At 37.6% G+C, this 23,372-nt stretch carries 25 protein-coding genes and 1 other annotated feature; of the genes, 2 read left to right on the forward strand and 23 right to left on the reverse strand.

Annotated features, from left to right (window positions below; all coding sequences use genetic code 11):
* Positions 1 to 5: 5 nt before the first annotated feature.
* On the forward strand, positions 6 to 227 hold the full coding sequence (sspI, locus tag N784_RS01650) for a small acid-soluble spore protein SspI (protein ID WP_036831359.1): 222 nt from the start codon (positions 6 to 8) through the stop codon (positions 225 to 227).
* Positions 228 to 267: 40 nt separating this feature from the next.
* Here sspI and N784_RS01655 read toward each other — a convergent pair whose 3' ends face one another.
* The 4 genes from N784_RS01655 to N784_RS01670 form a co-directional block, all read right to left on the reverse strand.
* Positions 268 to 1,125 (reverse strand): methyl-accepting chemotaxis protein, encoded by an 858-nt coding sequence (locus N784_RS01655; RefSeq protein WP_036831361.1) that lies wholly within the window; start codon positions 1,123 to 1,125, stop codon positions 268 to 270.
* 21 nt (positions 1,126 to 1,146) lie between these two features.
* On the reverse strand, positions 1,147 to 2,613 hold the full coding sequence (locus N784_RS01660; RefSeq protein WP_408633501.1) for an aldehyde dehydrogenase family protein: 1,467 nt from the start codon (positions 2,611 to 2,613) through the stop codon (positions 1,147 to 1,149).
* 136 nt (positions 2,614 to 2,749) lie between these two features.
* Entirely contained in the window at positions 2,750 to 3,835 is a 1,086-nt protein-coding gene (locus N784_RS01665; protein WP_036831369.1) for a M42 family metallopeptidase, read from the reverse strand.
* 71 nt (positions 3,836 to 3,906) lie between these two features.
* Entirely contained in the window at positions 3,907 to 4,398 is a 492-nt protein-coding gene (locus N784_RS01670; protein WP_156965145.1) for a dUTP diphosphatase, read from the reverse strand.
* A gap of 167 nt (positions 4,399 to 4,565) precedes the next feature.
* On the opposite strand from N784_RS01670, the gene N784_RS01675 reads away from it, so the two are divergent.
* Positions 4,566 to 4,949 (forward strand): hypothetical protein, encoded by a 384-nt coding sequence (locus tag N784_RS01675; RefSeq protein WP_036831372.1) that lies wholly within the window; start codon positions 4,566 to 4,568, stop codon positions 4,947 to 4,949.
* A 51-nt stretch (positions 4,950 to 5,000) separates the two neighbouring features.
* Here N784_RS01675 and N784_RS01680 read toward each other — a convergent pair whose 3' ends face one another.
* The 19 genes from N784_RS01680 to hflK form a co-directional block, all read right to left on the reverse strand.
* The gene (locus tag N784_RS01680) at positions 5,001 to 5,579 is read right to left on the reverse strand and encodes a TVP38/TMEM64 family protein (protein ID WP_036831376.1); all 579 of its coding nucleotides are present in this window, start codon (positions 5,577 to 5,579) and stop codon (positions 5,001 to 5,003) included.
* A gap of 36 nt (positions 5,580 to 5,615) precedes the next feature.
* Complete coding sequence (locus tag N784_RS01685; protein WP_036831379.1) at positions 5,616 to 5,885, reverse strand: DUF1294 domain-containing protein; 270 nt, start codon at positions 5,883 to 5,885, stop codon at positions 5,616 to 5,618.
* A gap of 104 nt (positions 5,886 to 5,989) precedes the next feature.
* Positions 5,990 to 6,346, reverse strand: a complete 357-nt coding sequence (rplT, locus tag N784_RS01690) for a 50S ribosomal protein L20 (protein ID WP_036831380.1) — start codon at positions 6,344 to 6,346, stop codon at positions 5,990 to 5,992.
* 52 nt (positions 6,347 to 6,398) lie between these two features.
* Positions 6,399 to 6,593 carry a 50S ribosomal protein L35 gene (rpmI, locus tag N784_RS01695; RefSeq protein ID WP_036831384.1) on the reverse strand — a complete coding sequence of 65 codons (195 nt, stop codon included), beginning with the start codon at positions 6,591 to 6,593 and terminating at the stop codon, positions 6,399 to 6,401.
* A gap of 42 nt (positions 6,594 to 6,635) precedes the next feature.
* Positions 6,636 to 7,139 carry a translation initiation factor IF-3 gene (gene infC / locus N784_RS01700; protein WP_036831387.1) on the reverse strand — a complete coding sequence of 168 codons (504 nt, stop codon included), beginning with the start codon at positions 7,137 to 7,139 and terminating at the stop codon, positions 6,636 to 6,638.
* Between the two features lie 406 nt (positions 7,140 to 7,545).
* On the reverse strand, positions 7,546 to 9,483 hold the full coding sequence (gene thrS, locus N784_RS01705; protein ID WP_036831390.1) for a threonine--tRNA ligase: 1,938 nt from the start codon (positions 9,481 to 9,483) through the stop codon (positions 7,546 to 7,548).
* A gap of 69 nt (positions 9,484 to 9,552) precedes the next feature.
* Positions 9,553 to 9,773 (reverse strand) — a binding site (T-box leader).
* Between the two features lie 69 nt (positions 9,774 to 9,842).
* Positions 9,843 to 10,703 (reverse strand): sporulation protein YtxC, encoded by an 861-nt coding sequence (gene ytxC, locus N784_RS01710; RefSeq protein ID WP_036831393.1) that lies wholly within the window; start codon positions 10,701 to 10,703, stop codon positions 9,843 to 9,845.
* Positions 10,704 to 10,814: 111 nt separating this feature from the next.
* Complete coding sequence (dnaI, locus tag N784_RS01715) at positions 10,815 to 11,750, reverse strand: primosomal protein DnaI (protein ID WP_036831394.1); 936 nt, start codon at positions 11,748 to 11,750, stop codon at positions 10,815 to 10,817.
* Positions 11,751 to 11,786: 36 nt separating this feature from the next.
* On the reverse strand, positions 11,787 to 13,199 hold the full coding sequence (locus N784_RS01720) for a replication initiation and membrane attachment family protein (protein WP_036831396.1): 1,413 nt from the start codon (positions 13,197 to 13,199) through the stop codon (positions 11,787 to 11,789).
* A 100-nt stretch (positions 13,200 to 13,299) separates the two neighbouring features.
* Positions 13,300 to 13,764, reverse strand: a complete 465-nt coding sequence (gene nrdR / locus N784_RS01725; protein ID WP_036831398.1) for a transcriptional regulator NrdR — start codon at positions 13,762 to 13,764, stop codon at positions 13,300 to 13,302.
* A 37-nt stretch (positions 13,765 to 13,801) separates the two neighbouring features.
* Positions 13,802 to 14,209: a hypothetical protein gene (locus N784_RS01730; RefSeq protein ID WP_036831400.1), complete on the reverse strand. Its 408-nt coding sequence runs from the start codon at positions 14,207 to 14,209 to the stop codon at positions 13,802 to 13,804.
* A gap of 110 nt (positions 14,210 to 14,319) precedes the next feature.
* A complete protein-coding gene (gene speD, locus N784_RS01735) occupies positions 14,320 to 14,697 on the reverse strand; it encodes an adenosylmethionine decarboxylase (protein ID WP_036831402.1) in 378 nt (125 codons plus the stop codon).
* A 538-nt stretch (positions 14,698 to 15,235) separates the two neighbouring features.
* Complete coding sequence (locus N784_RS01740) at positions 15,236 to 16,267, reverse strand: glyceraldehyde-3-phosphate dehydrogenase (RefSeq protein WP_036831404.1); 1,032 nt, start codon at positions 16,265 to 16,267, stop codon at positions 15,236 to 15,238.
* 211 nt (positions 16,268 to 16,478) lie between these two features.
* Positions 16,479 to 17,078, reverse strand: a complete 600-nt coding sequence (gene coaE / locus N784_RS01745; RefSeq protein WP_036831406.1) for a dephospho-CoA kinase — start codon at positions 17,076 to 17,078, stop codon at positions 16,479 to 16,481.
* Positions 17,079 to 17,093: 15 nt separating this feature from the next.
* A complete protein-coding gene (gene ytaF / locus N784_RS01750; RefSeq protein WP_036831407.1) occupies positions 17,094 to 17,735 on the reverse strand; it encodes a sporulation membrane protein YtaF in 642 nt (213 codons plus the stop codon).
* A gap of 72 nt (positions 17,736 to 17,807) precedes the next feature.
* Complete coding sequence (gene mutM / locus N784_RS01755) at positions 17,808 to 18,641, reverse strand: DNA-formamidopyrimidine glycosylase (protein WP_036831409.1); 834 nt, start codon at positions 18,639 to 18,641, stop codon at positions 17,808 to 17,810.
* A 15-nt stretch (positions 18,642 to 18,656) separates the two neighbouring features.
* The gene (gene polA, locus N784_RS01760) at positions 18,657 to 21,290 is read right to left on the reverse strand and encodes a DNA polymerase I (RefSeq protein WP_036831412.1); all 2,634 of its coding nucleotides are present in this window, start codon (positions 21,288 to 21,290) and stop codon (positions 18,657 to 18,659) included.
* Between the two features lie 105 nt (positions 21,291 to 21,395).
* On the reverse strand, positions 21,396 to 22,325 hold the full coding sequence (gene hflC / locus N784_RS01765; RefSeq protein ID WP_036831415.1) for a protease modulator HflC: 930 nt from the start codon (positions 22,323 to 22,325) through the stop codon (positions 21,396 to 21,398).
* Positions 22,318 to 23,322, reverse strand: coding sequence for an FtsH protease activity modulator HflK (hflK, locus tag N784_RS01770; protein ID WP_036831417.1), 1,005 nt, complete (start codon positions 23,320 to 23,322; stop codon positions 22,318 to 22,320). Before hflK ends, hflC begins: the two co-directional genes overlap by 8 nt.
* Between the last annotated feature and the right edge of the window lie 50 nt (positions 23,323 to 23,372).

The following is a 23,372-nucleotide window of genomic DNA, read 5'->3' on the forward strand; positions in this document are numbered from 1 at the left end:
TTCTAATGAATTTAAATCTTCGTAACGCCATATTATCAAATGTATCAGGAAACAATGCTAATGAATTAGAAGCGACTATTGTAGATGCGATTCAAAGCGGGGAAGAGAAGATGTTACCAGGTCTTGGTGTTTTATTTGAACTGATTTGGAAAAATGCCGATGAAGCGGAAAAGCAAGAAATGATTCAATCGTTAGAGCAAGGTGTTCAACAAGCTACACAACAATAATATTTTTTAGGGAAGGAGCTAAGGCTAAGCTCCTTCCCTATTAGGAATCAATCGTGATTTGCTGTTTTGCCATCTGAGTTAATTTTTCTGTATTGAAGCTTATTTCTTCGAGAGTTGCTGTCATTTGTTGAATTGCAGCCGCTTGGGTGTCGGTTACATCATTAATATACGCAAATGATTGATTTAATTCGTCTATCATTCCTTGCATTCTTTGGGTAATATTATCTACCTTTCCTACATTATTCTTAGATGAATGAGCTAATTTCCTCACCTCATCTGCCACAACCGCAAAGCCTCTACCAGCTTCTCCAGCCCTAGCAGCCTCTATAGACGCATTTAAACCAAGCAAATTACTTTGTTCTGATATCCCTTTAACAGCAGTAGAAATGTCACCAATTTCTTTAGTGCTTTCTTTCACAGAAACGACCTGTGAAGAGACATTTTTCACACGATCAGCTAAACCTGTTACAGAAGATGAAATATCATTTATGGCTGCTGACGTTTCTTCAACAATTGCTGAGAGATTTTCAGCTACTTCATATAATTGATTTGACTTCTCTAAGCTTGTTCCAACACCGACGCCGCCAATAATTATATTATGTTCATCTCGGACTGGAATGGCTTTCGCTATAAGCGGAAAGCCGAATAATTCTTTAGGAACAAAATCCGTTTTTTCTTCCCCTTCTCTAATAGCATTGGTAACAATATCACCTTCAACAAGTAAATCACCTTTTTTAACATTTAGAGAAAATGTTTTCGCCGGAATATTTATAATTAGTTTCTCTGTGTCATATATACCTACCGTAATGTCATCCAGCATTAAATTATTTAAAAGTGGAGCGACAGTTACGAATGCTTTTAACAATGGATGTAGCTCATTCTCTAAACTTGTATCCATACTTGATAGCACCTCACTTCGTTAATATGGAAATGTTCGTTGCTTATAATTTACTGAGACCCATTTCATTGTAGTAAATTCCTCTAGACTCCACTGGCCATTCAATCTCCCAATCCCTGAATGCTTTTCCCCACCAAAAGCAACAATTGGTTCATCATTTATCGTAATGTCATTTACATGTATCATGCCTGTTTCTATGTTTTGAGCAAACTGAACACCACGATCAATATTGCTCGTATGAACGGCTCCACTTAATCCAAATGTTGTATCATTGGCCATTGAAATCGCTTCCGCATCTGTGTTAAAAGGCATAACAGTAACTACTGGCCCGAACAATTCTTCTTGAGCCACGCACATTGCAGGAGTTACATCAGTTAAAATAGTAGGGTGAACAACATTTCCTTCTATTTTGCCTTTTAATAATGGGACAGCTCCTTCCTTTATTCCTTTATTAATTAACGTTTCTAAGCCCTTAGCTTGCTTTTCATTAATGACAGGACCAATCACCGTCTCTGGATCACTTGGGTCCCCTACTTTAAGAGAACTAACCTTAGCTTTATATTTTTGTTTGAAATCCTCATATAATGAACTATGTACTAAAATACGGTTAGCGGACATACAAATTTGTCCTTGGTGTGTAAATCGACTAAATGTGGCAGCTTCTACTGCATAATCAAGATCTGCATCATCTAAAATAATAAACGCACTGTTCCCTCCAAGTTCTAAAATAGGCTTTTTAAAATGTTGTATAGCCTTTTGACCAATATGCTTTCCAACTGCTGTTGAACCAGTGAAAGAAATAATAGTTGGGATAGAGTGTTCTATAAATGCATCTCCTATTTCCTCTATATCTGTTACAACAACGTTTAATAACCCTTTAGGTAATCCCGCTTGGTCAAAAATCTCGGCGATTAACGTCCCACCAGTAATCGGTGAATGTTCATGTGGTTTTAGCACGACACCGTTTCCAGCCCCGATAGCAGGTGCAACTGATTTCATCGAAAGAAAGAATGGAAAATTAAAAGGACTGATCACACCTACTACACCTACTGGCTTCCGGTATAGACGATTCTCTTTACCATCAACTGGTGAAGGTAAAATTCTTCCTTCCATTCGTAGCGGATAGGTGGCTGCCTCTTTCAGTATATTTATTACTAAACCAATTTCAAATGCAGCTTTTAAGCGGGTTCCCCCAAGCTCTTTTATAATTATTTCCGTAATCTCTTCTTCATGCTCTTCAATATATGTTAGCGCTTTCTCTAAAACGGTCCTTTTTTGATATGGGTTTACTTTCATCCATTCACCTTGAGCTTGTTTAGCACTTTTGTACGCTCGGTCAACATCTTGTTCATTAGCTAACTGAAATGTCACAAACGTTTCTCCATTATACGGATTTGTATTTGGTAAAAGACGATGGCCATTTCCCTCTACCCATTTACCTTCTATAAAACTTTTATTTAGTTTTTTATAAAACGCCATACGCTCCATCCCTTCATAAATAATTAACTTTTATATCGGGTAATCTTTCCTCTATTTTAAGTATAATCCAAAAAAAACATTAAAGTTTTCCACTTTAATGTAAAAAGTACAGCGCTTTTAGCAGCACTGTACTTTTTTGTTTGATTTATTGAAACGTAATTTCTTTCACTTTAGCTTCGTCTAATCCTTTTATTACTTGCACAATTAACGCTACTGCATGTTCAAAGTCGTCTCGATGTAGCATAGCAGCATGCGTATGAATATATCGAGTTGCGATTGTTATGGATAGTGCTGGTACACCATTAGCTGTTAAGTGAATCGCACCACTGTCCGTACCTCCACCTGCTATGGAATCATATTGGTATGGGATTTCGTTAGCTTCAGCTGTATCCACAACATATTCACGTAATCCTCTATGAGAAACCATAGATGCGTCATATAGAATAATTTGCGGACCTTCTCCCATCTTACTTGATGCATCTTTGTCAGATACGCCAGGTGTGTCTCCTGCAATACCAACGTCAACCGCAAAACCAATATCAGGATTAATCGTATTGGTTGACGTTCTCGCACCTCGCAAGCCAACTTCTTCTTGTACTGTTCCTACACCGTAAACAACATTCGGATGTGATTCTTTTTCCAAACGACGAAGCACTTCAATAGCAATTGCACAGCCAATACGATTATCCCAAGCTTTTGCTAATAACATTTTTTCATTTGGCATTTGTGTGAATTCAAAATATGGCACAACGGAATCACCAGGACGAACGCCGAACTCTGCTGCTTCTTCACGAGAACTTGCACCAATATCAATGAACATATCTTTAATTTCTACTGGTTTCTTACGTTGTTCTGGTGATAGAATGTGTGGAGGCTTAGAACCAATAACACCTGTTAAATTGCCTTTACGTGTCATAATCGTAACACGTTGTGCAAGCATTACTTGGTTCCACCAACCACCAACGGTTTGAAAGTAAATAAATCCTTTATCATCAATTCGAGTAACCATAAAACCAACTTCATCTAAATGGCCGGCAACCATCACCTTTGGACCATTTTCTTTTCCAACCTTTTTCGCAATTAAGCTTCCTAAATTATCTGTATAAACCTCATCTGCGTAAGGCGTTATGTACTTGCTCATAACATCGCGTGCTTCTTTTTCATGACCTGGAATACTATTTGCATCTGTTAATTCTTTTAACATGGATAAAGTATCGTCCCATTTCGACATTATTACGTCCTCCTTTAGTTTCAAATCTTTTTTATTATATCGAATTTTTCTGAGTTTAACAAAAAGTATGTCTAATAGCCTTGATCTTGTCTTTCATGATTTACCTTGTTCTTCTCATAATAAGCTTGTACAATAGCTTGTTCTGTAAATCCTAACGCCATACCTAAATGCAAAAAGCTCGCAAATAAAAGATCATAATTTGTTTGCGAAGGAGCTTGGTGAAACGTATGTACGGCATGAAAAACGGCATGAAAATGCTCTGTTGCATCCTTTGTACAGTCACCTGATTGTTCAAGTCCTGCAAATCGAAAGTCTTTCTCTAAACCGAGGGATAATATAAAGTGCAAACCGTCTACATATTCTTCTAGAATAACTGCACGAGGTTTCGCAGCTTTTGTACTCCAAAATTTGAAGCAACGTGTTTCATTTGCTAATTCACCTAATTCAACGAATAATGCAAGCACCTTATTGCTAAATAAATCTTGCTTCTCTAATCCATGCTCCAATTCAATGCGATCATCTAACTTCTTTTGCATAGTAAATAATTCATTCCAATGCTTCACTTTGACGTTCCTCTTTTCTAGGGTAAAATAAAATCATATGGTCCTTTTATTATTATAGACAAGCTTTGAATGCTGTCACAAATATTTTTTCGAAAAAAATGAAACCAAATCATTCTTTCATCGTATTACATTAATAGATAGACTACCTTCTTAAGGAGGGAACCATAATGATTGTGTTTGTTTTACGACTCCTTATTTTTATTGCAATTATTGCAATCATTTATACAGGGTACAAATATATAGTCAATCCGAAAAGAAAGCTCGAACTGGCTCAAGAAAAGAAACATTTCTATTTCCATGACGATCCTGACAATGTTAAAAAAAATTTTCTCCTCACCTATAAAGGAATACTATTTGAAGGGGAAAAGTATTTAGGGACGACGGAAAACTCATTCGATGTCGTTTCTATATCTGTATGGGTTAAACAGCCAGAACGTTTAAAGGGAATAGACCGACAAGATTTATATTTCATAGAAAAAGAAATACTTATTCGTTACCCACATGCAACAATTGAATGGAAAAACCCTATTAACCAATTATTGCTGCAATAATAGAAAAAGCGCACATTTGTTTCGGGCAAACGTGCGCGCTTTTGTATAGGGTTATTTAGCTCCTTCTGCTTGAAAGAAATCATTCCACTTAATGATGAATTCTTTCCTACGCATCAGATGAAAAATAGGGAACAATAATAATAGTAATAGGACAAGTAGAACAGGTGACAAACGCGATAACCATTGACCTGCTGACGTATATACGATAGCTAGCGGAATATTCGTGTAGAAGGAATTTCTCATATATTCTTTCAATCCTACCGACATTTCCATCACACAAACGGAAAGTAAATGGAAATTAATGAAAGGCACTAAGCGTAATATTGCAATTTGCTTAGCAGAAAGGGACGAATGTTTACCAAATAGCTTTGTCTTGAGCGTTATAAGCTTATTAACTGTTTGAGGCGTTTTCTTACTTACTTTATAAAACAAGAAGCTAGATAGCGTCACACCAATAAGGGAATAAATAGACCCTATAACCGCACCAAATAATATACCACCTGATATACAAATAAAGGCGACAGGTAACAAGAACAAAGGCCTTAACAAGTGGAAGCTGATGAACAATAATGGTGCAAATAAGCCACTTGTTTCAATAATATTTATAACGAGTGCACCGATTTGTTGCATCCCCATCCCCCTTCTCTATACACGATTAGTACATCCTTATGACAATAGACGAGCCGTTATGACAAAGTATAAAAAGAAATACAGCACTACAATGATAGGGGTGCCTACAATAAATATACGATGCTTTGTTTTATGACGAAACACATACATCCCGGCCCAATTTCCGAATGCACCTCCTAACAATGCAATTGTCCATAAATGTTTCTCGGCTATTCTCCACTTACTTAGTCGTGCTCTTCGTTTATCTATTCCCATCACGATAAACCCTAATAGATTGATTGTAATAGCATATACATATATGAGCATGAGTTCCTTGCCTCCCGTTCCCTAATTGTACTTCTATTATGCAAGTATGTAGACGTAAAAAAAAGCCATTCCTCACGAAAAGGAATGGCTCTTTATACTATCAATTATTTAAGCGCTGCTTTTGCTTGTTCTACAAGGCTTGCAAATGCTTTTTCATCAGAAATAGCTAGGTCAGCTAACATTTTGCGGTTAACTTCGATTCCAGCTAGTTTAAGACCATGCATTAGACGGCTGTAAGAAATGTCGTTCATACGTGCCGCAGCGTTAATACGTGCGATCCATAATTTACGGAAGTCACGCTTTTTCTGACGACGGTCACGATAAGCGTATTGACCTGATTTCATTACTTGTTGTTTTGCTTGTTTGAATAATGCATGTTTTGAACCATAATAACCTTTAGCGAGCTTTAACACTCGGTTACGACGTTGGCGTGTAACTGTTCCACCTTTAACACGTGCCATAGTAGTTCCCTCCTAAAAAAATATCTAGTTTTCTTATAATCCGTTCGATTTATTATCTTGGTAGCATATCTTTGATACGCTTGTAGTCACCGGCAGATACTGTAGTCGTCTTACGCAGCTTACGCTTTTGCTTTTGAGACTTGTTAGCAAATAAGTGGCTTGTGTAAGCATGAGAGCGTTTCAACTTACCGCTACCTGTTCTTGAAAAACGTTTTTGAGAACCTTTATGAGTTTTCATCTTTGGCATGAGTAGTTCCTCCTTTAAGCTTTGTTTCGCCTCACTCCATGATTATTTTTCGTTTACTGGAGCAAGCATCATAAACATATTGCGACCTTCCATCTTAGGCTTTGTTTCCACTGTGGAAAGATCTTTACACTCTTCAGCCATACGCTCTAGAACTTCTTGTCCTAGTTCTTTGTGTGTGATTGCACGTCCGCGGAAACGAACAGCTGCTTTCACTTTATCGCCTTTAGAAAGAAATTTGCGTGCGTTACGAAGTTTCGTATTAAAGTCATGTTCTTCAATACCAGGACTTAAACGTACCTCTTTCACGTTAACAATCTTTTGATTTTTACGCTGCTCTTTTTCTTTTTTCTGTTGCTCAAAACGATACTTTCCATAATCCATAATGCGGCATACAGGCGGTTTCGCATTTGGAGCAACCATTACAAGATCAAGGTTCGCGTTTGCAGCGATATCTAACGCTTCATTCTTTGATTTAACACCAAGTTGTTCACCGTTAGCATCAATCAGGCGTACTTCACGAGCACGAATCTTTTCATTGACAATCATATCTTTGCTAATAACTAGCCACCTCCAAGGTATAGTTAAAAAATAATTGTGTCTGTTTCGACAAGCGTTCGTATTCATGATGGATATAAACATAAAAAAGTGTCGGTACACATACTGCACCCACACGTTCCCGTTCGTATTAACTGGAAAACCCGTCAACTATTCTAACATTAGAACGTCAATCAGGTGAGAAGCGGGTGCCTCTACTTGCCTCAGACCAATATTCAATTCACTTCTACCATAATATCATGTGTAGGCATCACTGTCAACAATGATGTTCAATGAATAAATTCGTATGCTACATATGACCCTTATTAGAATACATGAAATAACTAATCGTTGCAACCTTCATTTTAGGCAAGTAGCGCCATATCCTTAATAGAATATGGTGCTACTTGCCTCATACTTATTGTTTCTGTTGAATTTCTTCTTTGATTTGTTCCACAAAACTTTGCAATGCTTTCGTTTCGGAATCCTTAGACCCATAACGACGAACGTTTACACCTTGCTGCTCTATTTCATTGTCACCAACAACTAACTGATAAGGCACTTTCTGCATTTGGGCTTCTCTTATTTTATATCCAATTTTCTCATCTCGTTCATCCACTTCTACACGAACACCAGCATAACGAAGGGCTTCTTCCACTTTCTTCGCATAGTCCAAATGAGCTTCTGCAGATACTGGAATAACTTTAACTTGCGTAGGTGCTAACCAAGTTGGGAATGCTCCTTTATATTCTTCAATTAAGAAAGCTACAAAACGTTCCATCGTTGATACAACGCCACGGTGGATAACAACTGGTCGGTGATGATTCCCATCTTCTCCAATATAAGTTAAGTCAAAGCGTTCTGGTAAATGGAAGTCTAGTTGAACAGTCGATAACGTTTCATCTTTACCTAGAGCTGTTTTCACTTGAACATCTAATTTAGGCCCGTAGAATGCTGCTTCTCCTTCAGCTTCAACGTAGTCTAAGTTTAATTCTTCCATTGTTTCTTTCAATAATGCTTGAGCCTTCTCCCACATTTCATCGTTATCTACATACTTCTTCGTATCTGCTTTATCACGATAAGAAAGGCGGAAGTAATAGTCTTCTAAACCGAAATCTTTGTACACTTCTTGAATTAAATGAACGACACGAATAAACTCATCCTTCAATTGATCAGGTCGGGCGAAGATATGTGCATCATTTAATGTCATCGCTCGAACCCGTTGTAATCCTGCTAAGGCACCGGACATTTCATAGCGGTGCATCGTGCCAAGCTCCGCAATACGAACAGGAAGATTACGATAGCTATGCAGCTGATTTTTATAAACCATCATGTGATGGGGACAGTTCATAGGACGTAATACTAAATCTTCATTATCCATTTCCATAATTGGGAACATATCATCTTCATAATGGTCTAAATGGCCACTCGTTTTATATAAATCAACAGAGCCTAGTACAGGTGTATACACGTGATCATATCCCAGACGCTCTTCTAAATCAACGATGTAGCGTTCTATAGTACGACGAATAGTCGCTCCTTTTGGAAGCCATAATGGAAGCCCTTGACCTACCTTTTGAGAAACTGTGAAGATATCCAATTCTTTACCAAGTTTACGGTGATCACGTTCTTTCGCTTCTTCTAACATTTGAAGGTACTCTTTCAAATGTTCTTTTTTCTCGAAAGCTGTTCCATATATACGCTGAAGCATTTTATTATCGCTATCTCCACGCCAATATGCTCCAGATACACTTAATAATTTTGTTACTTTAATTTTTCCAGTAGAAGGAACGTGCGGGCCACGACACAAGTCAAAAAATTCACCCTGTCTATAAATTGTTACTTGCTCCCCTTCTGGAATATCTTCAAGTAATTCCAGTTTTAATTCATCGCCTTCCTTTTCGTACATTGCCTTTGCTTCTTCACGAGTAACTTCGAGTCGTTCTATTTGAAGATTCTCGCTAATAATTTTCTGCATTTCTTTTTCAATCTTCGATAAGTCCTCAGCTGTAATCGCCTCTTCTACATCCATATCGTAATAAAAGCCGTTTTCAATTACTGGTCCTACTCCTAAACGAACGTTACCATAAAGACGCTTAACTGCTTGAGCCATTAAATGCGCAGAAGAGTGACGCATAATTTCTATTCCTTCTTCATCTCTTAACGTCACAATTTCAATCGCTCCATCTGCTGGCAAAGCTCTTCTTAAATCAATTAACGCTCCATTTAGTTTTCCCGCCACAGCTTGCTTCTTTAAACCTGAACTAATAGAAGCTGCTACGTCTTCTGTTGTTGTACCTTTCGGAAACTCCTTTACTGCTCCATCTGGAAATGTAAGTTGAATAACTTCTGACATATGTGTTCCACTCCTTAGTCTACTGTTTATCCATATACAAACTAAAAAACGCTCGTCCCTTGCACATAGCGAAGGGACGAGCGTTATACCCGTGGTTCCACCCTGATTTCCATTTACAATGAAATGGCTTCATTCATCCTTAACGCGGACAAAACGCTGTTGATTACTTCTGTTCATCAACAGAGTTCAAAGGTGGTAAATAAAGTGCTGTACTTAGGAAGCTCACAGCCGAAGACTTCCCTCTCTGATAAGACGTGTCACCTTATTTGTGTCCTCATCAAAACCGTTTGTATATGAAGTGATTATTGCATGATTATTTATGTGTTCTATTATATTGGCTTTTCAAACGGAACGCAAGCCTATAATTCCAAAGATAACAAATGTGAAAAAGGAAACTTCTTTAATGGTTTCATGCTTACTTTTTCTTGAAACACACTTAATACCGTTAATACTTTCGGATGTTCGACATGATTACTATACAAAGAAATGCGCTCTGGTGCCAATGCTATAATTGGCGTAATGTCCCATTCTTTATCATCGACTCCACATAAATATAACGGCTCTTGCTTCACTACTTGCTTTAACATCGCTCTCGTTAACCATTCTCCTCTTTCATTAAAAAATTGAAAATCGTCTGCTTTTTGAATAATAAGTAAATGATTCATCTTAGATTGCTTCGTTTGCATGTAATCGCGAAGATATTGAATATGCGTTTGATATTCCTCTTCTCGCTTATATTCATCAATCGCATACCCTACAAATTCGATTAATTCATTATAATAATCACTCATTCTAAACCGAACAACCGATTCAAAAAAGAGCGTGCTTCCTTCATCGAGCGCATGTCCAAAAATTTTTGACAACCAATCTGTTTGCTGACCATGACTTAATACGTGACGAGGAACCATCGTTTTTTCTGAATGCTCTTCTAAAAAACAGCGACATAGCTCCATTATGTGTGCGATTTCCTCATCATTTTCATAATAATAACAATAACGAAGGATTTCATGCAACCAAGTTCGCTCTCTATGTAATGTAAATACATGAATCAACCCGTTCGTAAGGATATCCCGCCACTCTTTTGTTTCCTCTTTCGTATGGACATACACACCATAACCGTTTTCACGATGTATGTTTAAGCGCACAAATTGGTCTATATCAAGCATATACTCGCTGAAAGATAACGCTTCTCTCTTCTGTTCAAAACAAATCTCCTTCACGCTCTCCCCCCTTCCCATGAAACTGTTACATTATATGGGGATTAGACGTGAAACATGACATTTTCCATTTAAACAACCAAAAAAAGTAGCACCAACACTTTTTTCACGGTGCTACTTTCCCATTGTACGGCGATTTTGGCCGATTACTTCTACTGGGGTACTAACGGCTCTAATGCGTTCGATAATTCTTCCCGCTTTTAATTGTTCTATTTCCCCACGATTGTTTACCATTAAATGTTTTTCTAAGTCCTCTAAAGAATAATTGGATGTAAAGAACACAGGTAAACGTTCCATCATACGATATTGTAGGATGGACCCTAACACTTCATCCCGAAACCAAGGAGACATGGATTCTGCACCAATATCGTCTAACATAAGCACTTGAGCTGTTTTGAATTTTTCGATCTTCTCATTGAGTGAATTGTCTTGAATGGAAGACTTCATCTCCCGAACGAACTCTGGCATATAAATCAAATAAGAAGAAATACGTTTATTGGCTAGTTTATTTGCCATCGCCCCTAGAATATGCGTCTTCCCAACACCGAAACGCCCGTAAAAGTATAGTCCTTTTTGCGCTTTATCGGTTTCCACATTTTCTGTATAATTCATCGCTAAGCGAATCGCTTCATAACGATCATCTGGTTCAAGGTCTTTAAACTTCGCTTCTAGAATATCTTTCGGCATATAAAGACTGCTAATAAAGGAGCGTTTCTCTACTTGTTCTTGGTGCTTCCGTTTAGTTGGACACATTTCATACGTCAAACGAACGGTTTTTCCTTCTATTTGCAAACTTGGTGTATAACCAGGAACTAAGTTTCGACACGCTTCTATAGAAGGGCATCCCTCACAGCTTTTTGCTTGCGATTGATACTCGTAAAACTTAATTAAATGTCGCTCCACTTCTTGTTCTGTTAATTGTGGATGCTGTTGTAGCAGCTTTTTTATATGAGCGTCTTGCAAAATGGCTTGACGCATATTTTCATAATGGTGTTTAAAATTTCTACTCTCTCTCATCCATCTTTTTAATGATGCTTGGATTGGTTCCATGTCACTCATCCTTAAATCAATTTATTCACGCTACAACTAATCATCCATATTTTGCAACGCTTCTGCTAACGCCTGTTTTTCACGTTCAATTTCTTCATCGGTCTTTTTCTTCGTAGAATTCGTCTTCGCATAAGCTTGTTTCTTTTCTTTTTGATGGTCATTAAACCAATCTGGTACGATATCTTGCTTTTGCTTACGATTATTATTATTTTTGCGCTTTGTCGCAAGTTGTTGATACTTTTGATTTTCTTTCTTAGCAACATCCATGGCTTGTCGCACATTCTTCACTTTTAGTCTCGACCAATGACTCGCGATAGTTTCCATATATGGTTTTGAAAGCTTCATATCTGTTTTTAATAAAACGTAATGTATAAGAACATTCATGACACCAGGGGTTAAACCTTGTTGTGTCATAATATCCCGAATCATTTTCAACTCTTTTTGGGTTGGTTCTGCACCATCAGACAAATCAACGAGCAATTGTCGAGGTGATATTTGTTCTAAATGATTGATGAGCATATCTTCTTTCTGATCCGACTGCTCTACATTTTTCGTTTGTTGTTCTTCTGTTTTGGAAGCTTTCCATGTATCACGATGATTCGTTAAATGAATGCTCCCACTTGATTGCTTTGATTGATATATATCGTGACAGGCTTCTTTGAATTCATTGATCATTAATTCGTTTGCATCATTTAATGACCATTGAATCGCCTTTTCTACTTCATAGGTAGCCAAGTTATAGAGAGATGCCAATTGATTGAATACTTTTTTATTTTTTTCCGTAAAAATCACTTCCACGGGCAACATGCGTTGTTGCAGTGTATGCTTTAACATGTTCATATCAATAACATCCGTTTGAATATTCACGCCAGTAGTATTTGTATGAACAGTTTGTTGCATCGAAGACTCCCCGAGAGTTGGTGGCATATGCTGCGTTATATCCCTCATCGTAAATATATCTTCAAAAGTCGAGGTAACTTCCTCCGCCTTTCGATTGACAACAGGTTTAACGTAAAAAGCTTTCTTCAGCCGCTCATACTTATCATTTCCTAAATGGTGATGCAATAACAACGATAACATAGCATCATCCAAAAATTCAGCAGGAGTAAAAGGTCTGAGTAATACATACGTATATACCGTTCCATTCTCTTCTTGGCTCTGAAATGTCCTCATCAACCCAATCGCTTCTAAACGTTGTCTCGCTTCATATACTTCATCAAGAGGTAAATGAAGGTAATTCATAAGTACATGATGGGTTCTAGGCTCCATATCGCCTTGGAATACTGGTTGTTCGGATAATAAGGTTTGATATAAAGAAATTGCTGCTATCCCAACAAGTGGTTGATAGAAATGCGTTAAAGAAGTTGACATATTAACAGTAAGCAAAGATGGAGGTTGTACAATAAACCCATCTACAGGTAACAACTTTCCGATATTAGTATGCTTCATACCTACTCCTCCTTTCAATGATGACGTACTTGGCATGCACCTAATAAATAATGATGCGAAAACAAGAAAAGAGCCTTGTAGTCCGGCCCTAAAGCGACAATCATCCTTCAGATTCTTTCTTCATAATTTCTTTTAATTCATCTAAGAAGACATTTATATCTTTAAACTGTCGATAAACCGAAGCAAATCGTACATACGCTACCTCATCTAATGTCGATAAGCGGTTCATAACCATTTCACCTATTTCTTTACTTTGTACTTCTGAAACGCCACGACTTCTAAGCTCTCTTTCTACTTCAGAAGCAATATTCTCCAATTCTTCGACAGCTACTGGGCGTTTTTCGCAAGCACGAATCAATCCCCTCATGAGCTTCTCCCGACTAAATTCTTCTCGAGTCCCTTCTTTTTTCACTATAATAAGGGGGACTTCTTCTATACGTTCAAAGGTTGTGAAGCGAAATTGACATGCATCACACTCTCTTCTTCTCCGAATAGACTTTCCTTCTTCTATAGGTCTTGAATCCAATACTCTTGTGTTTTTGTAGCCACAGTTGGGGCATTTCACTACATATCAACTCCAAATTAAATTCCGTTTCCGTTGTCTATACATGTATTTTATGCGCCAATGACGTTTCTATAAAGGGTAATTTATTTTTTAATTGCTCATATTGTTGTTTAATTACTTTATAACTAAAGCCAAAATCAATTGGCATGTTAGATTCTGTTGTAACAGAGAAATCGATTGCGGTATAATATGGCTTCATCATAATGATACTAACAACAATGAAAGCTTGTTTCCCTTGTTTAAGCTGAACACATAACTCTCCATGTTCTTCTGAAGCACCTAATAGATCATAATGAGCACTTTGCTCGTAATGTTGTTTTAATATTTGAAAGGCTTTTTCCTTTGTTGTTTTAAAATAATGCGTACGTAATTCTTCATTTATATGATTTTCTTTTGTTTCTGAATGTTTTGTAAAATATATAGAAATCCACTGTTTAAAATTCATTTTTGTGTACACCTCTGTTTCATTATATCAAAAATATATTAAGGTTACATACTTTCCTTGAATTAGCATAAAAAAAGAGATGTACAAGCTTGTACATCTCTTTCATACCGTTATAATGTGTTCATTTTATTCACTTGAACTGCGCCCATTCCTCGTGGCACTTCGACAGTTTCTTTCATTTTTGATTCTAATGCGTCTGCAATATATTGTGCTGCTACGTTAGGATCAATTCGATCTCCACATGTATATACATCAATACTCGCATATCCATGCTCTGGGAAGCTGTGAATCGTTAAATGTGATTCTGAAATAATAACAACACCACTAACTCCTTGAGGTGCAAACTTATGAAAAGCAACCTCACGTACTTCCGCCCCAGCTTTTAGTGCAGCATCGACAAATATTTGTTCTATTAAATTCATATCGTTTAGTTTATCAATATTACAATCCCAAAGTTCAGCAATAACATGTCTACCCATTGTATCCATTGGGAATCCCCCTTTAACCAAGCGTTAAGTGTCCTTCTAAAACATGCAACAATGAACTACCACGGGGGAAAGTTAGTCCGATGAGGTCCTAACCCTTTAAGCAGCCATTTCTTTTTCAGAAGTTCAAAAGTTAGTATATACGGTTTCCCTTCTTTTTGCAACATTCAATCAAAAAGAAATTTAAAAATTTAATACCAATAAAACCAAAATTTTAATATCCTATATATGAGTAATATTTATCATTAAACATTCTTATTAAAATATGAGCAAATTGATGTGGGGAAGACAGTTGAAGCGGGCTATTTCCACAGACTTGGCACCCGCTCCTCCTCGATTGCCCAGCTACGTACCACTAGAGTCACCACCTTGCATTTCAATCAGGCGGCATGAGCGTCTTTTCTTACAAGCTTTCGAACAAATTTAATACATTCAGATAGTCTGTTGAGCTAAGTGCAATAAAAAAATCGGCAAGCTCCTTCTCTAAGAGCCCTGCCGATTTGTAAGCCAATCGTTTTGCAACGAAGACTGGATTATTCCTTTAAGAAACGGTCATTTCCTCTTCTTTTTTTAAATGATGACCAACAAGGTTTACTAAATCAATAACACGTTTAGAATAACCCCACTCGTTATCATACCAAGCCAACACCTTTACTTTATTATCTCCCATTACAATGGTGGAAAGTCCATCAATAATAGAAGAATACTCAGAAGTTGTATAATCAATAGATACTAATGGCTCTTCAGAGTAAGAAACAATGCCTTTCAACTCACTTCCAGAAGCATTTCGAAACGCATCATTTACTTGGTCTGCGGTTACATTTTGCTTTAAATCAACGACAAGATCGACTAAAGATACGTTAGGAGTTGGTACACGTAACGCCATACCGTGCAGCTTACCATCTAAATGTGGAAGCACTTGACCTAATGCTTTCGCAGCGCCAGTAGATGTAGGAATAATGGATTGTGTACAACCTCTTGCACGACGTAAATCTTTATGTGGATTGTCTAAGTTTTTCTGGTCATTTGTAAACGCGTGAACCGTTGTCATTAAGCCATTCTCAATACCGAATTGCTCATCTAACACTTTCACAACAGGTGCAAGACAGTTGGTTGTACAAGAAGCGTTAGAAATAACATCATGCTCATCCGGGCTGTATACGCTATCATTTACTCCCATAACAATGGTAGCATCTACTTGTTTACCCGGAGCAGTAATAACAACTTTTTTCGCACCTGCTTCTATATGAGCACCCGCTGTTTCTTTCGTTTTGAACTTCCCTGTTGCTTCAATTACGATATCAATTTCCATCTCTTCCCACGGTAATGTTTTCGGATCTCGAGATGAAACAAGCTGCACTTTCTTGCCGTTTACTTCTAGTCCATCTTCAAGCGCTTTCACTTCACCATCAAATCGTCCATGTACACTATCATATGTTAAAAGGTGCGCTAACGTTTCTGGAGGATAGCTAGCATTCACCGCAACAACTTCAAGATTTTCTTCTTTTACCGCCTGACGGAATGCCATTCTCCCAATACGTCCGAACCCATTAATTGCTATACGAGACTTCATATCAATTGCCCCTCTCCGCTTATGTGATATACTATCATTTGTTTATGCATAAATAGTATAACACATTCATTTTGTTTTTGTGTATATAAACGGAAAAAAATCACCAATAGTAAATAATTCGGGTGCAAATGATAACACATTTCCTAATTGGCAACGAACAATAAAAAAAGTCAAGATAACCTCAAAAAGGAGAGTATCTTAACTTCTCAAATTAAATTATATTCCATTGTCTTAAAATCGCTTCTAATTGTTGATATGTTTCCCGTTTCGAACCTGTATTATCAATAACTGCATTAGCTCGCTTAGCTTTTTCCGCTACTGGCATCTGCGCGTTGATCCGGCTCATCGCTTCTTCCTGCGAACTTTGATCCCTGTTCATCAAACGTTGTAATTGTGTTTGTTCATCCACGGATACAACTAATATTTTATCTACATAATGAGCTAAATTACTTTCAAATAAAAGCGGAATGTCTAATACAACTGCTTTACATTCCTCTTGAACATATTCATCTCTTTTTTGCAGCATGCGTTGTCTCACAGCTGGATGAACAATCGCATTTAGTTTTTTACGTTTGTCCTCGTTTTGAAAAACAATGTCACCTAATGCTTTCCGATCAATTTTGTGATCTACTCGCAAAATGTCGCTCCCAAATGTTTCAACTATGTCTTGATACGCACGCTCACCAGGTTCGACTACTTCTCGGGCTAGTTTATCCGCATCAATTACCGGGATATCATATTCATCAAACATGAGTGATACTGTACTTTTTCCAGTAGCGATACTTCCTGTTAATCCTAATACAACTGTCATATTTCCAACCTCCCATTACGTCATTTTTAGTAACCCTAACACGATGAGCAAGATGCCAGGTACAAAGGATAAACCATTAATCCACCGTAAATAAGACAACCAATATCCGCTTTTTAAACCAATCCACAAAAAAGAACTACTCATAAATGCGATCACAACAGCGGTATAAATTGGCGGAAATCCGAACATAGCTGCCCCTACTCCAGCTCCAAAAGCATCAAGGGATAGAGCTAACCCTAACAATACAGCCTCTATACCGTTTATGGAACCAGAATCATCCACATCTGCGCTCATGGGTTTTTTTAATATTTGAATTACAATACCGAGGGATTGAATTTCCCACTTCCACAAAAAAGATTCTTTCTCCTTTTCCAAAGCGGATCCTTTATTGCTGCGAAAAAACTGAAAAATAACCCATAAACCAATAAGTATTAATATGCTTCCCCCGAGCCATTCGGTAACTTGCGGAGTTAGAAAGAAGGCAATCGCCTTTCCAATCATCATCGATACGAAGAATGATAATGCAGATATACCAGCGATAACAAAAATCGTTTGAAGCGATAAGCCCATCTTTCTTAACCCATAGGTGAAACCAACAGTAAAGCTATCTAAACTTACTGCAAACGCAAGAAGGAATAACGTGATGACATCTGACATGAGTTATGCTCCCTCCACTATAATCTGATTTAGTATATGGAAGGAGTAAATACTCTGTGCCTTTATCACGTTTTATTTGTATAGATGCTGGCATTGTAAACATACATGAGTACCTCTGCCGCCTACTTTCATTTTCGTTATCGGTGTCAAGCAGCGCCGGCAAGCTTCTGATTCTCTTCCGTACACATATAGCTCATGCTGAAACATCCCTATTTGCCCTTGCGTATTTACGTAAGAACGAATGGTCGTCCCACCTTGATCAACCGCTTCTTGCAACGTATCAATAATTTCTTGCCGTAACACTTTCACTTCTGCTTTCGACAATTCCTTCGCAACACGTAATGGATGAATACATGACCTAAATAACGCTTCATCGACGTAAATATTCCCCAGACCCGTCACAATGGTTTGATCTAACAATACCGTTTTAATAGTACGGTTAGTCCGTGACAAACGCTGCAATAAATAGGCATCTGTAAAAGAAGCATCAAACGGTTCAGGCCCTAGCTTAGCAATCGGTGTGTCATCAAACTCTTCTCCAATAGAATAAACATGCATCGTCCCGAATTTACGTACATCCTTGTAGCGTAATTGTTCTCCATTTGTGAAATGAAATACAACGTGCGTATGCTTATCTAAAGAATCTGATGCTCCAAACACACCATACTTCCCCTCCATGCGAAGGTGAGAGATGAGTACGTGCGTATCTAAATAAAACAATAAAAACTTCCCACGGCGATCCATTCGTTGAATTGTTTGTCCTTTTAGTATTATGGTAAACGCCTTGATATCGTCTGGATGCTGAATTATTTTAGGCCAGTTCACAGTTATATCTTCGATCGTTTTTCCTATCACTAAATGTTCTAATGTCTTCTTGATTGTCTCCACTTCTGGTAACTCTGGCATGAAAGTTTTCTCTCCTTACTTCGCATCGTACCAAGTATCGCCAAAGGCATAATCCACTACTAATGGTACGTGCAGCGATACAGTTTGCTCCATTACATTGGCAACAAGCTCTTTCAATGTGTCTAGTTCATGTTCTGGCGCTTCAATAATTAATTCATCATGCACTTGTAATAACATGCGAGCTTCAAGTTGTTCTTCGGCTAATGTATAATACAAATCGATCATTGCTTTTTTTATAATATCTGCCGCTGTGCCTTGAATTGGTGTGTTCATGGCTGTTCGTTCTGCGAAACTTCTACGATTAAAGTTCCGGCTTGTAATGTCAGGTAAATAGCGACGTCGGTTCATTAATGTCGTTACATAGCCTTTCTGCTTCGCATCTTGAACAATATCATCCATGTACGTTTGCACTCCTGGATAGCTTTGCAAATAACGATCAATAAATGTTTTCGCTTCTTTTCTCGTAATTCCTAAGCTTTGCGAAAGCCCAAAGTCACTTATCCCATACACTATTCCAAAGTTCACCGCTTTTGCTTGTCTGCGCATTTGATCTGTTACTTGATCCTTCTCAACATGAAACACGTCCATTGCTGTTTTCGTGTGAATATCCTCATGATCATTAAAAGCTTGAATGAGCTTCTCATCATTGGCAATGTGTGCAAGAACACGCAGTTCAATTTGAGAATAGTCAGCAGCAAATAGTTTCCACCCTTTTTGAGAAGGAATAAAGGCTTGACGAATTTTCCTCCCTTCTTCTAGTCGAATCGGGATATTTTGCAAATTCGGCTCTGTGGAACTTAAACGACCTGTTTGCGTTAATGCTTGATTGAAACGGGTATGAATTTTCCCAGTATCATCAACTACTTTTAATAATCCTTCAATATACGTCGATTGCAATTTACCTAACTGACGATACAACAAAATCTCTGAAATAATCGGATGCTTATCCTCTAATTGCTCTAATACATCTGCAGAAGTGGAGTAACCCGTTTTCGTTTTCTTAATAACTGGTAGCTGTAATTTCTCAAACAAAATAGGACCAAGTTGTTTCGGAGAGTTCAAATTAAACGTTTCCCCAGCTAATTCATATATGTTTTGCTGAATTTGCGCTAACCTTTTCTGTAACCCTTCCCCCATTCCTTTTAAACGATCCACATCAACAGAAACACCAGTATGTTCCATATCCGCTAATATTAGAGTTAAAGGCAACTCTAAATCATGGTACAGCTCCCATTGGTCATTGTCTTTCAATTGCTGCACTACGGTTTGTTTTAATTTGTTCACTATATGTGCTTTACGAGCGATATGATCAGAAAGTGCATCTTGTTCAGGTACTTGCAGTTTTGCTCCTTTTCCGTACACTTCTTCATCGTAGCGAATCGACGTTTCACCTAATCGATGACTAATAGAAGGTATGTCATGATGGCTTTCTGCTGGATTGATTAAGTAAGATGCAATTAATAAATCAAAGTCTATTCCTTTTATATCAATACCATGACGTTTCATGAGAACTGTAGCTTTCTTGGCATCGAACACCATCTTCTTCTGCTTCTCATCTTCTAACCATTGTTTAAGGACGGAGGACTGTAAAGCGACATCAGCTGGAATGAAATAAACTCCTTTATCATGAGCAATACTGATTCCTACAATAGACGCCTCATGATAATTCTCTCCTAGCATTTCAATAACAAGGGCAGTATGATTAGCTAACATACTTTCTTCTACTTGATCTACTATCGTTACATGTAAATCCGGTAAGGTGTCTTCTACTTGTTTCTTATCCTCTTCCCCTTCGATACGATTAATTAAAGAATGAAAACCGAGATCACGGAATAACTGATTTAATTTCATCACGTCGTAACCTTGGTAACCAATTTGCTCAATAGTTGTTTCAATAGGAGTATCGACGTGAATCGTAACGAGTTCTTTACTCATAAAGGCGTCCTCTTGATGAGTCTCTAGCTTTTCTTTTAGCTTTTTCCCGCTCACTTCTTGAACATTAGCAAATACGTTTTCTAACGTCGTAAATTGCTTCAATAATTTGACGGCTGTTTTTTCACCTACACCTGGAACACCTGGAATATTATCAGAGCTATCCCCCATGAGCGCTTTTAAATCAATCACTTGTTCGGGCGATATTTCCATTTTCTCTTTCATATATTCTGGGGTGTATGTTTCTACATTTGTGATTCCTTTTTTCGTTAACGCTACCGTAACACGCTCAGATACAAGTTGGAGCAAATCCCGATCCCCACTAATTACTTTCACTTCCCAATTAGCCTGCTCCCCTTTTCGAGCAAGCGTCCCGATGATGTCATCTGCCTCATATAGAGGTAATTCATAATGAGAAATGTTAAAGGCATCTAGCAATTCTCTTAATATTGGTAATTGTTCAGATAACTCTGGTGGCGTTTTTTGACGGCCTCCTTTATATGCTTCATACGTTTTATGACGAAAAGTCGTTTTACCCGCATCGAAAGCAACAAGCATATGGGTTGGATTTTCTTCTTCAAGGATTTTTAATAACATCGTTGTAAACCCATAAACCGCATTCGTATGTACACCTTTATCATTATTAAGAAGCGGCAATGCAAAAAAAGCACGATATGCTATACTATTTCCATCAATTAATATTAATTTATTCGTCATTCGTTCTGAGCACTCCTTTACATATACACCTAAGAAAACAGGCGTCCCTTTTCATCTATTCTACCATGTAAGGAGATAGAATAAAAAAGGACGCCTCTAGTAAGTCTAATCTATATATCCTAATAAAGCTTTAGCATATGGAGAGTCTTGTGGCAAAATAATAGTCGTCTCCCCATCAATCGTTTTCTTATACGATTCTAACGTTCGGTATAGTTGATAAAATTGTTCATCTTTCTTAAAGGATTCATTATAAATCTTAGCTGCTTCTTGTTCACCTTCAGCTCGAATTTCAGCTGCTTGCTTATTTGCTTTCGAAAGCATTTCTTGCACTTCTCGGTCAGTTTGTGCGACAATTCGATTCTTTTCTGCCTCACCTTGAGACAAATATTCTTGCGCTTTCGTTTCACGGTCAGAAATCATGTTCCGAAAGACGGACTGCTCATTTTCCTCAGGTAAATCTGTACGTTTAATTCGAACGTCTAGCACTTCTACGCCGTAATTATCTCTCTTTAATAAATCATTCACCTGTTTCGTGATTTTTTCATCTATGTTACCACGTGAAGATTTCTCATCATTAACGATTTCTTCTAGCTTCATTTGTCCTAATTCCGATCGAACAACAGAGAAGATAAACTCGCCCATTCTCGCTTCTGCATTAATCACTGTTTTGGCGTTCGATATCATCGCTTCTGGGTCGGTAATTTTCCAAACAGTGTAATTATCAATAATAATCCGTTTTTTATCAAGCGTGTTCACTTCTTTTTCATCCACATCATAAACTTGCTTTTTCTTGGATAAAGTAGTGGCACTTTGAATAAATGGTACTTTAAAAGCTAATCCTGGCTCTTCCTTAATAGAGACGACTTCCCCAAATTGTCGAACCACTTTGTACTCGCCTTCTTTTACAATCATCATGCTACTAAGTAAAAGGAAAAAAAGGAGAAGGAAGACAGCTATAGTAATACTAAACTTTACATACTTTCGATAACTACCGTTTGAGCTACTATTCATGTTTACGACTTTTTCATCACTCATTCTTTTTTCCTCCTTTATTTTCGTCTTCTTTGTCTGCTTGTTTGTCTGATTGTCCTTCTGTTTCATCTTTTTGCGAAGGTTGAGGCGTTTGTTGCGATGTGTTCACACCGATTGGTAAGTATTTCATCGTATTTCCATCATCATTCATAATGTATACATTTGCCTGTGGTAATACTTGCTCTAATGTCTCCATGACGAGTCGGTCCTCTGTGACGTTAGGAGAATTTTTATATTCCTTATAAAGTGCATTAAATTGCGCCACAGCACCTTTTGCCTCTTGGATTCGGGATACTTTTGCTCCTTCAGCACGAGAAATAATAGCGTCCTTCTCCCCTAAAGCTTCTTCATAATTCTCATTTTTATATTTTTCTGCTTCTTTAATTTTCGTGTTCTTCGTTTCCCTCGCATCCTGTACTTTCGTGAATGCTTCTCTCACTTTCTCATTTGGCAAATCTACTTCTTGTAACTTCACATCTATGACAGATATTCCGACTTGATAATCATCAATTAAAGAAACCAAGAGTTCTCTAACTTCATTTTCAATTTCGGCTTTACCAGATGTTAACGCTTCATCTATAGTAGAAGCTCCAATCACTTGTCTAATGGAGGAAGATGTTGCGTTACTTAACACGAGCTCAGGATCCTCTGCACCGTATAAATACTTAGCTGGATCTGTAATTTTCCATTGAACAACTAAATTAGCTAGCACAATGTTCTCATCACCTGTAATCATTTGCACTTGATTTTTAGATTTCTCTTCATCTTTGTTAAATGTAAAACTATACGTTTCCTTTGATAATGTTTCTTGCTCTTGTATAGGCCAAGGCATTTTAAAATGGAGACCAGGCTCTGTTATATTTTCTTCTGCTTTCCCAAACGTTAATATAACTGCCTGTTCTGATTCATCAACTGTGTACCAACTCGTTATACCGATGATAGCTAACACAATGACCCCTATCCCCATGGCAATATACGTATAAAGTTGCCTTAACGTCATGTAACTCTCCCCTTATCTTTCGTTTTATTATAATTTATTTACGAATGAGG

It is taken from the genome of Pontibacillus litoralis JSM 072002 (assembly GCF_000775615.1).
GTDB lineage: Bacteria > Bacillota > Bacilli > Bacillales > BH030062 > Pontibacillus > Pontibacillus litoralis.

Bases quoted from the DNA above. Each gene is read 5' to 3' on its own strand.
- sspI (WP_036831359.1), top strand. From the start codon at position 6: ATGAATTTAAATCTTCGTAACGCCATATTATCAAATGTATCAGGAAAC.
- N784_RS01655 (WP_036831361.1), bottom strand. From the start codon at position 1,125: ATGGATACAAGTTTAGAGAATGAGCTACATCCATTGTTAAAAGCATTC.
- N784_RS01660 (WP_408633501.1), bottom strand. From the start codon at position 2,613: ATGGAGCGTATGGCGTTTTATAAAAAACTAAATAAAAGTTTTATAGAA.
- N784_RS01665 (WP_036831369.1), bottom strand. From the start codon at position 3,835: ATGTCGAAATGGGACGATACTTTATCCATGTTAAAAGAATTAACAGAT.
- N784_RS01675 (WP_036831372.1), top strand. From the start codon at position 4,566: ATGATTGTGTTTGTTTTACGACTCCTTATTTTTATTGCAATTATTGCA.
- N784_RS01680 (WP_036831376.1), bottom strand. From the start codon at position 5,579: ATGCAACAAATCGGTGCACTCGTTATAAATATTATTGAAACAAGTGGC.
- N784_RS01685 (WP_036831379.1), bottom strand. From the start codon at position 5,885: ATGCTCATATATGTATATGCTATTACAATCAATCTATTAGGGTTTATC.
- rplT (WP_036831380.1), bottom strand. From the start codon at position 6,346: ATGGCACGTGTTAAAGGTGGAACAGTTACACGCCAACGTCGTAACCGA.
- rpmI (WP_036831384.1), bottom strand. From the start codon at position 6,593: ATGCCAAAGATGAAAACTCATAAAGGTTCTCAAAAACGTTTTTCAAGA.
- infC (WP_036831387.1), bottom strand. From the start codon at position 7,139: ATGATTGTCAATGAAAAGATTCGTGCTCGTGAAGTACGCCTGATTGAT.
- thrS (WP_036831390.1), bottom strand. From the start codon at position 9,483: ATGTCAGAAGTTATTCAACTTACATTTCCAGATGGAGCAGTAAAGGAG.
- dnaI (WP_036831394.1), bottom strand. From the start codon at position 11,750: ATGGAACCAATCCAAGCATCATTAAAAAGATGGATGAGAGAGAGTAGA.
- N784_RS01720 (WP_036831396.1), bottom strand. From the start codon at position 13,199: ATGAAGCATACTAATATCGGAAAGTTGTTACCTGTAGATGGGTTTATT.
- N784_RS01730 (WP_036831400.1), bottom strand. From the start codon at position 14,209: ATGAATTTTAAACAGTGGATTTCTATATATTTTACAAAACATTCAGAA.
- speD (WP_036831402.1), bottom strand. From the start codon at position 14,697: ATGGATACAATGGGTAGACATGTTATTGCTGAACTTTGGGATTGTAAT.
- N784_RS01740 (WP_036831404.1), bottom strand. From the start codon at position 16,267: ATGAAGTCTCGTATAGCAATTAATGGGTTCGGACGTATTGGGAGAATG.
- coaE (WP_036831406.1), bottom strand. From the start codon at position 17,078: ATGACAGTTGTATTAGGATTAACAGGAAGTATCGCTACTGGAAAAAGT.
- ytaF (WP_036831407.1), bottom strand. From the start codon at position 17,735: ATGTCAGATGTCATCACGTTATTCCTTCTTGCGTTTGCAGTAAGTTTA.
- mutM (WP_036831409.1), bottom strand. From the start codon at position 18,641: ATGCCAGAGTTACCAGAAGTGGAGACAATCAAGAAGACATTAGAACAT.
- polA (WP_036831412.1), bottom strand. From the start codon at position 21,290: ATGACGAATAAATTAATATTAATTGATGGAAATAGTATAGCATATCGT.
- hflC (WP_036831415.1), bottom strand. From the start codon at position 22,325: ATGAGTGATGAAAAAGTCGTAAACATGAATAGTAGCTCAAACGGTAGT.
- hflK (WP_036831417.1), bottom strand. From the start codon at position 23,322: ATGACGTTAAGGCAACTTTATACGTATATTGCCATGGGGATAGGGGTC.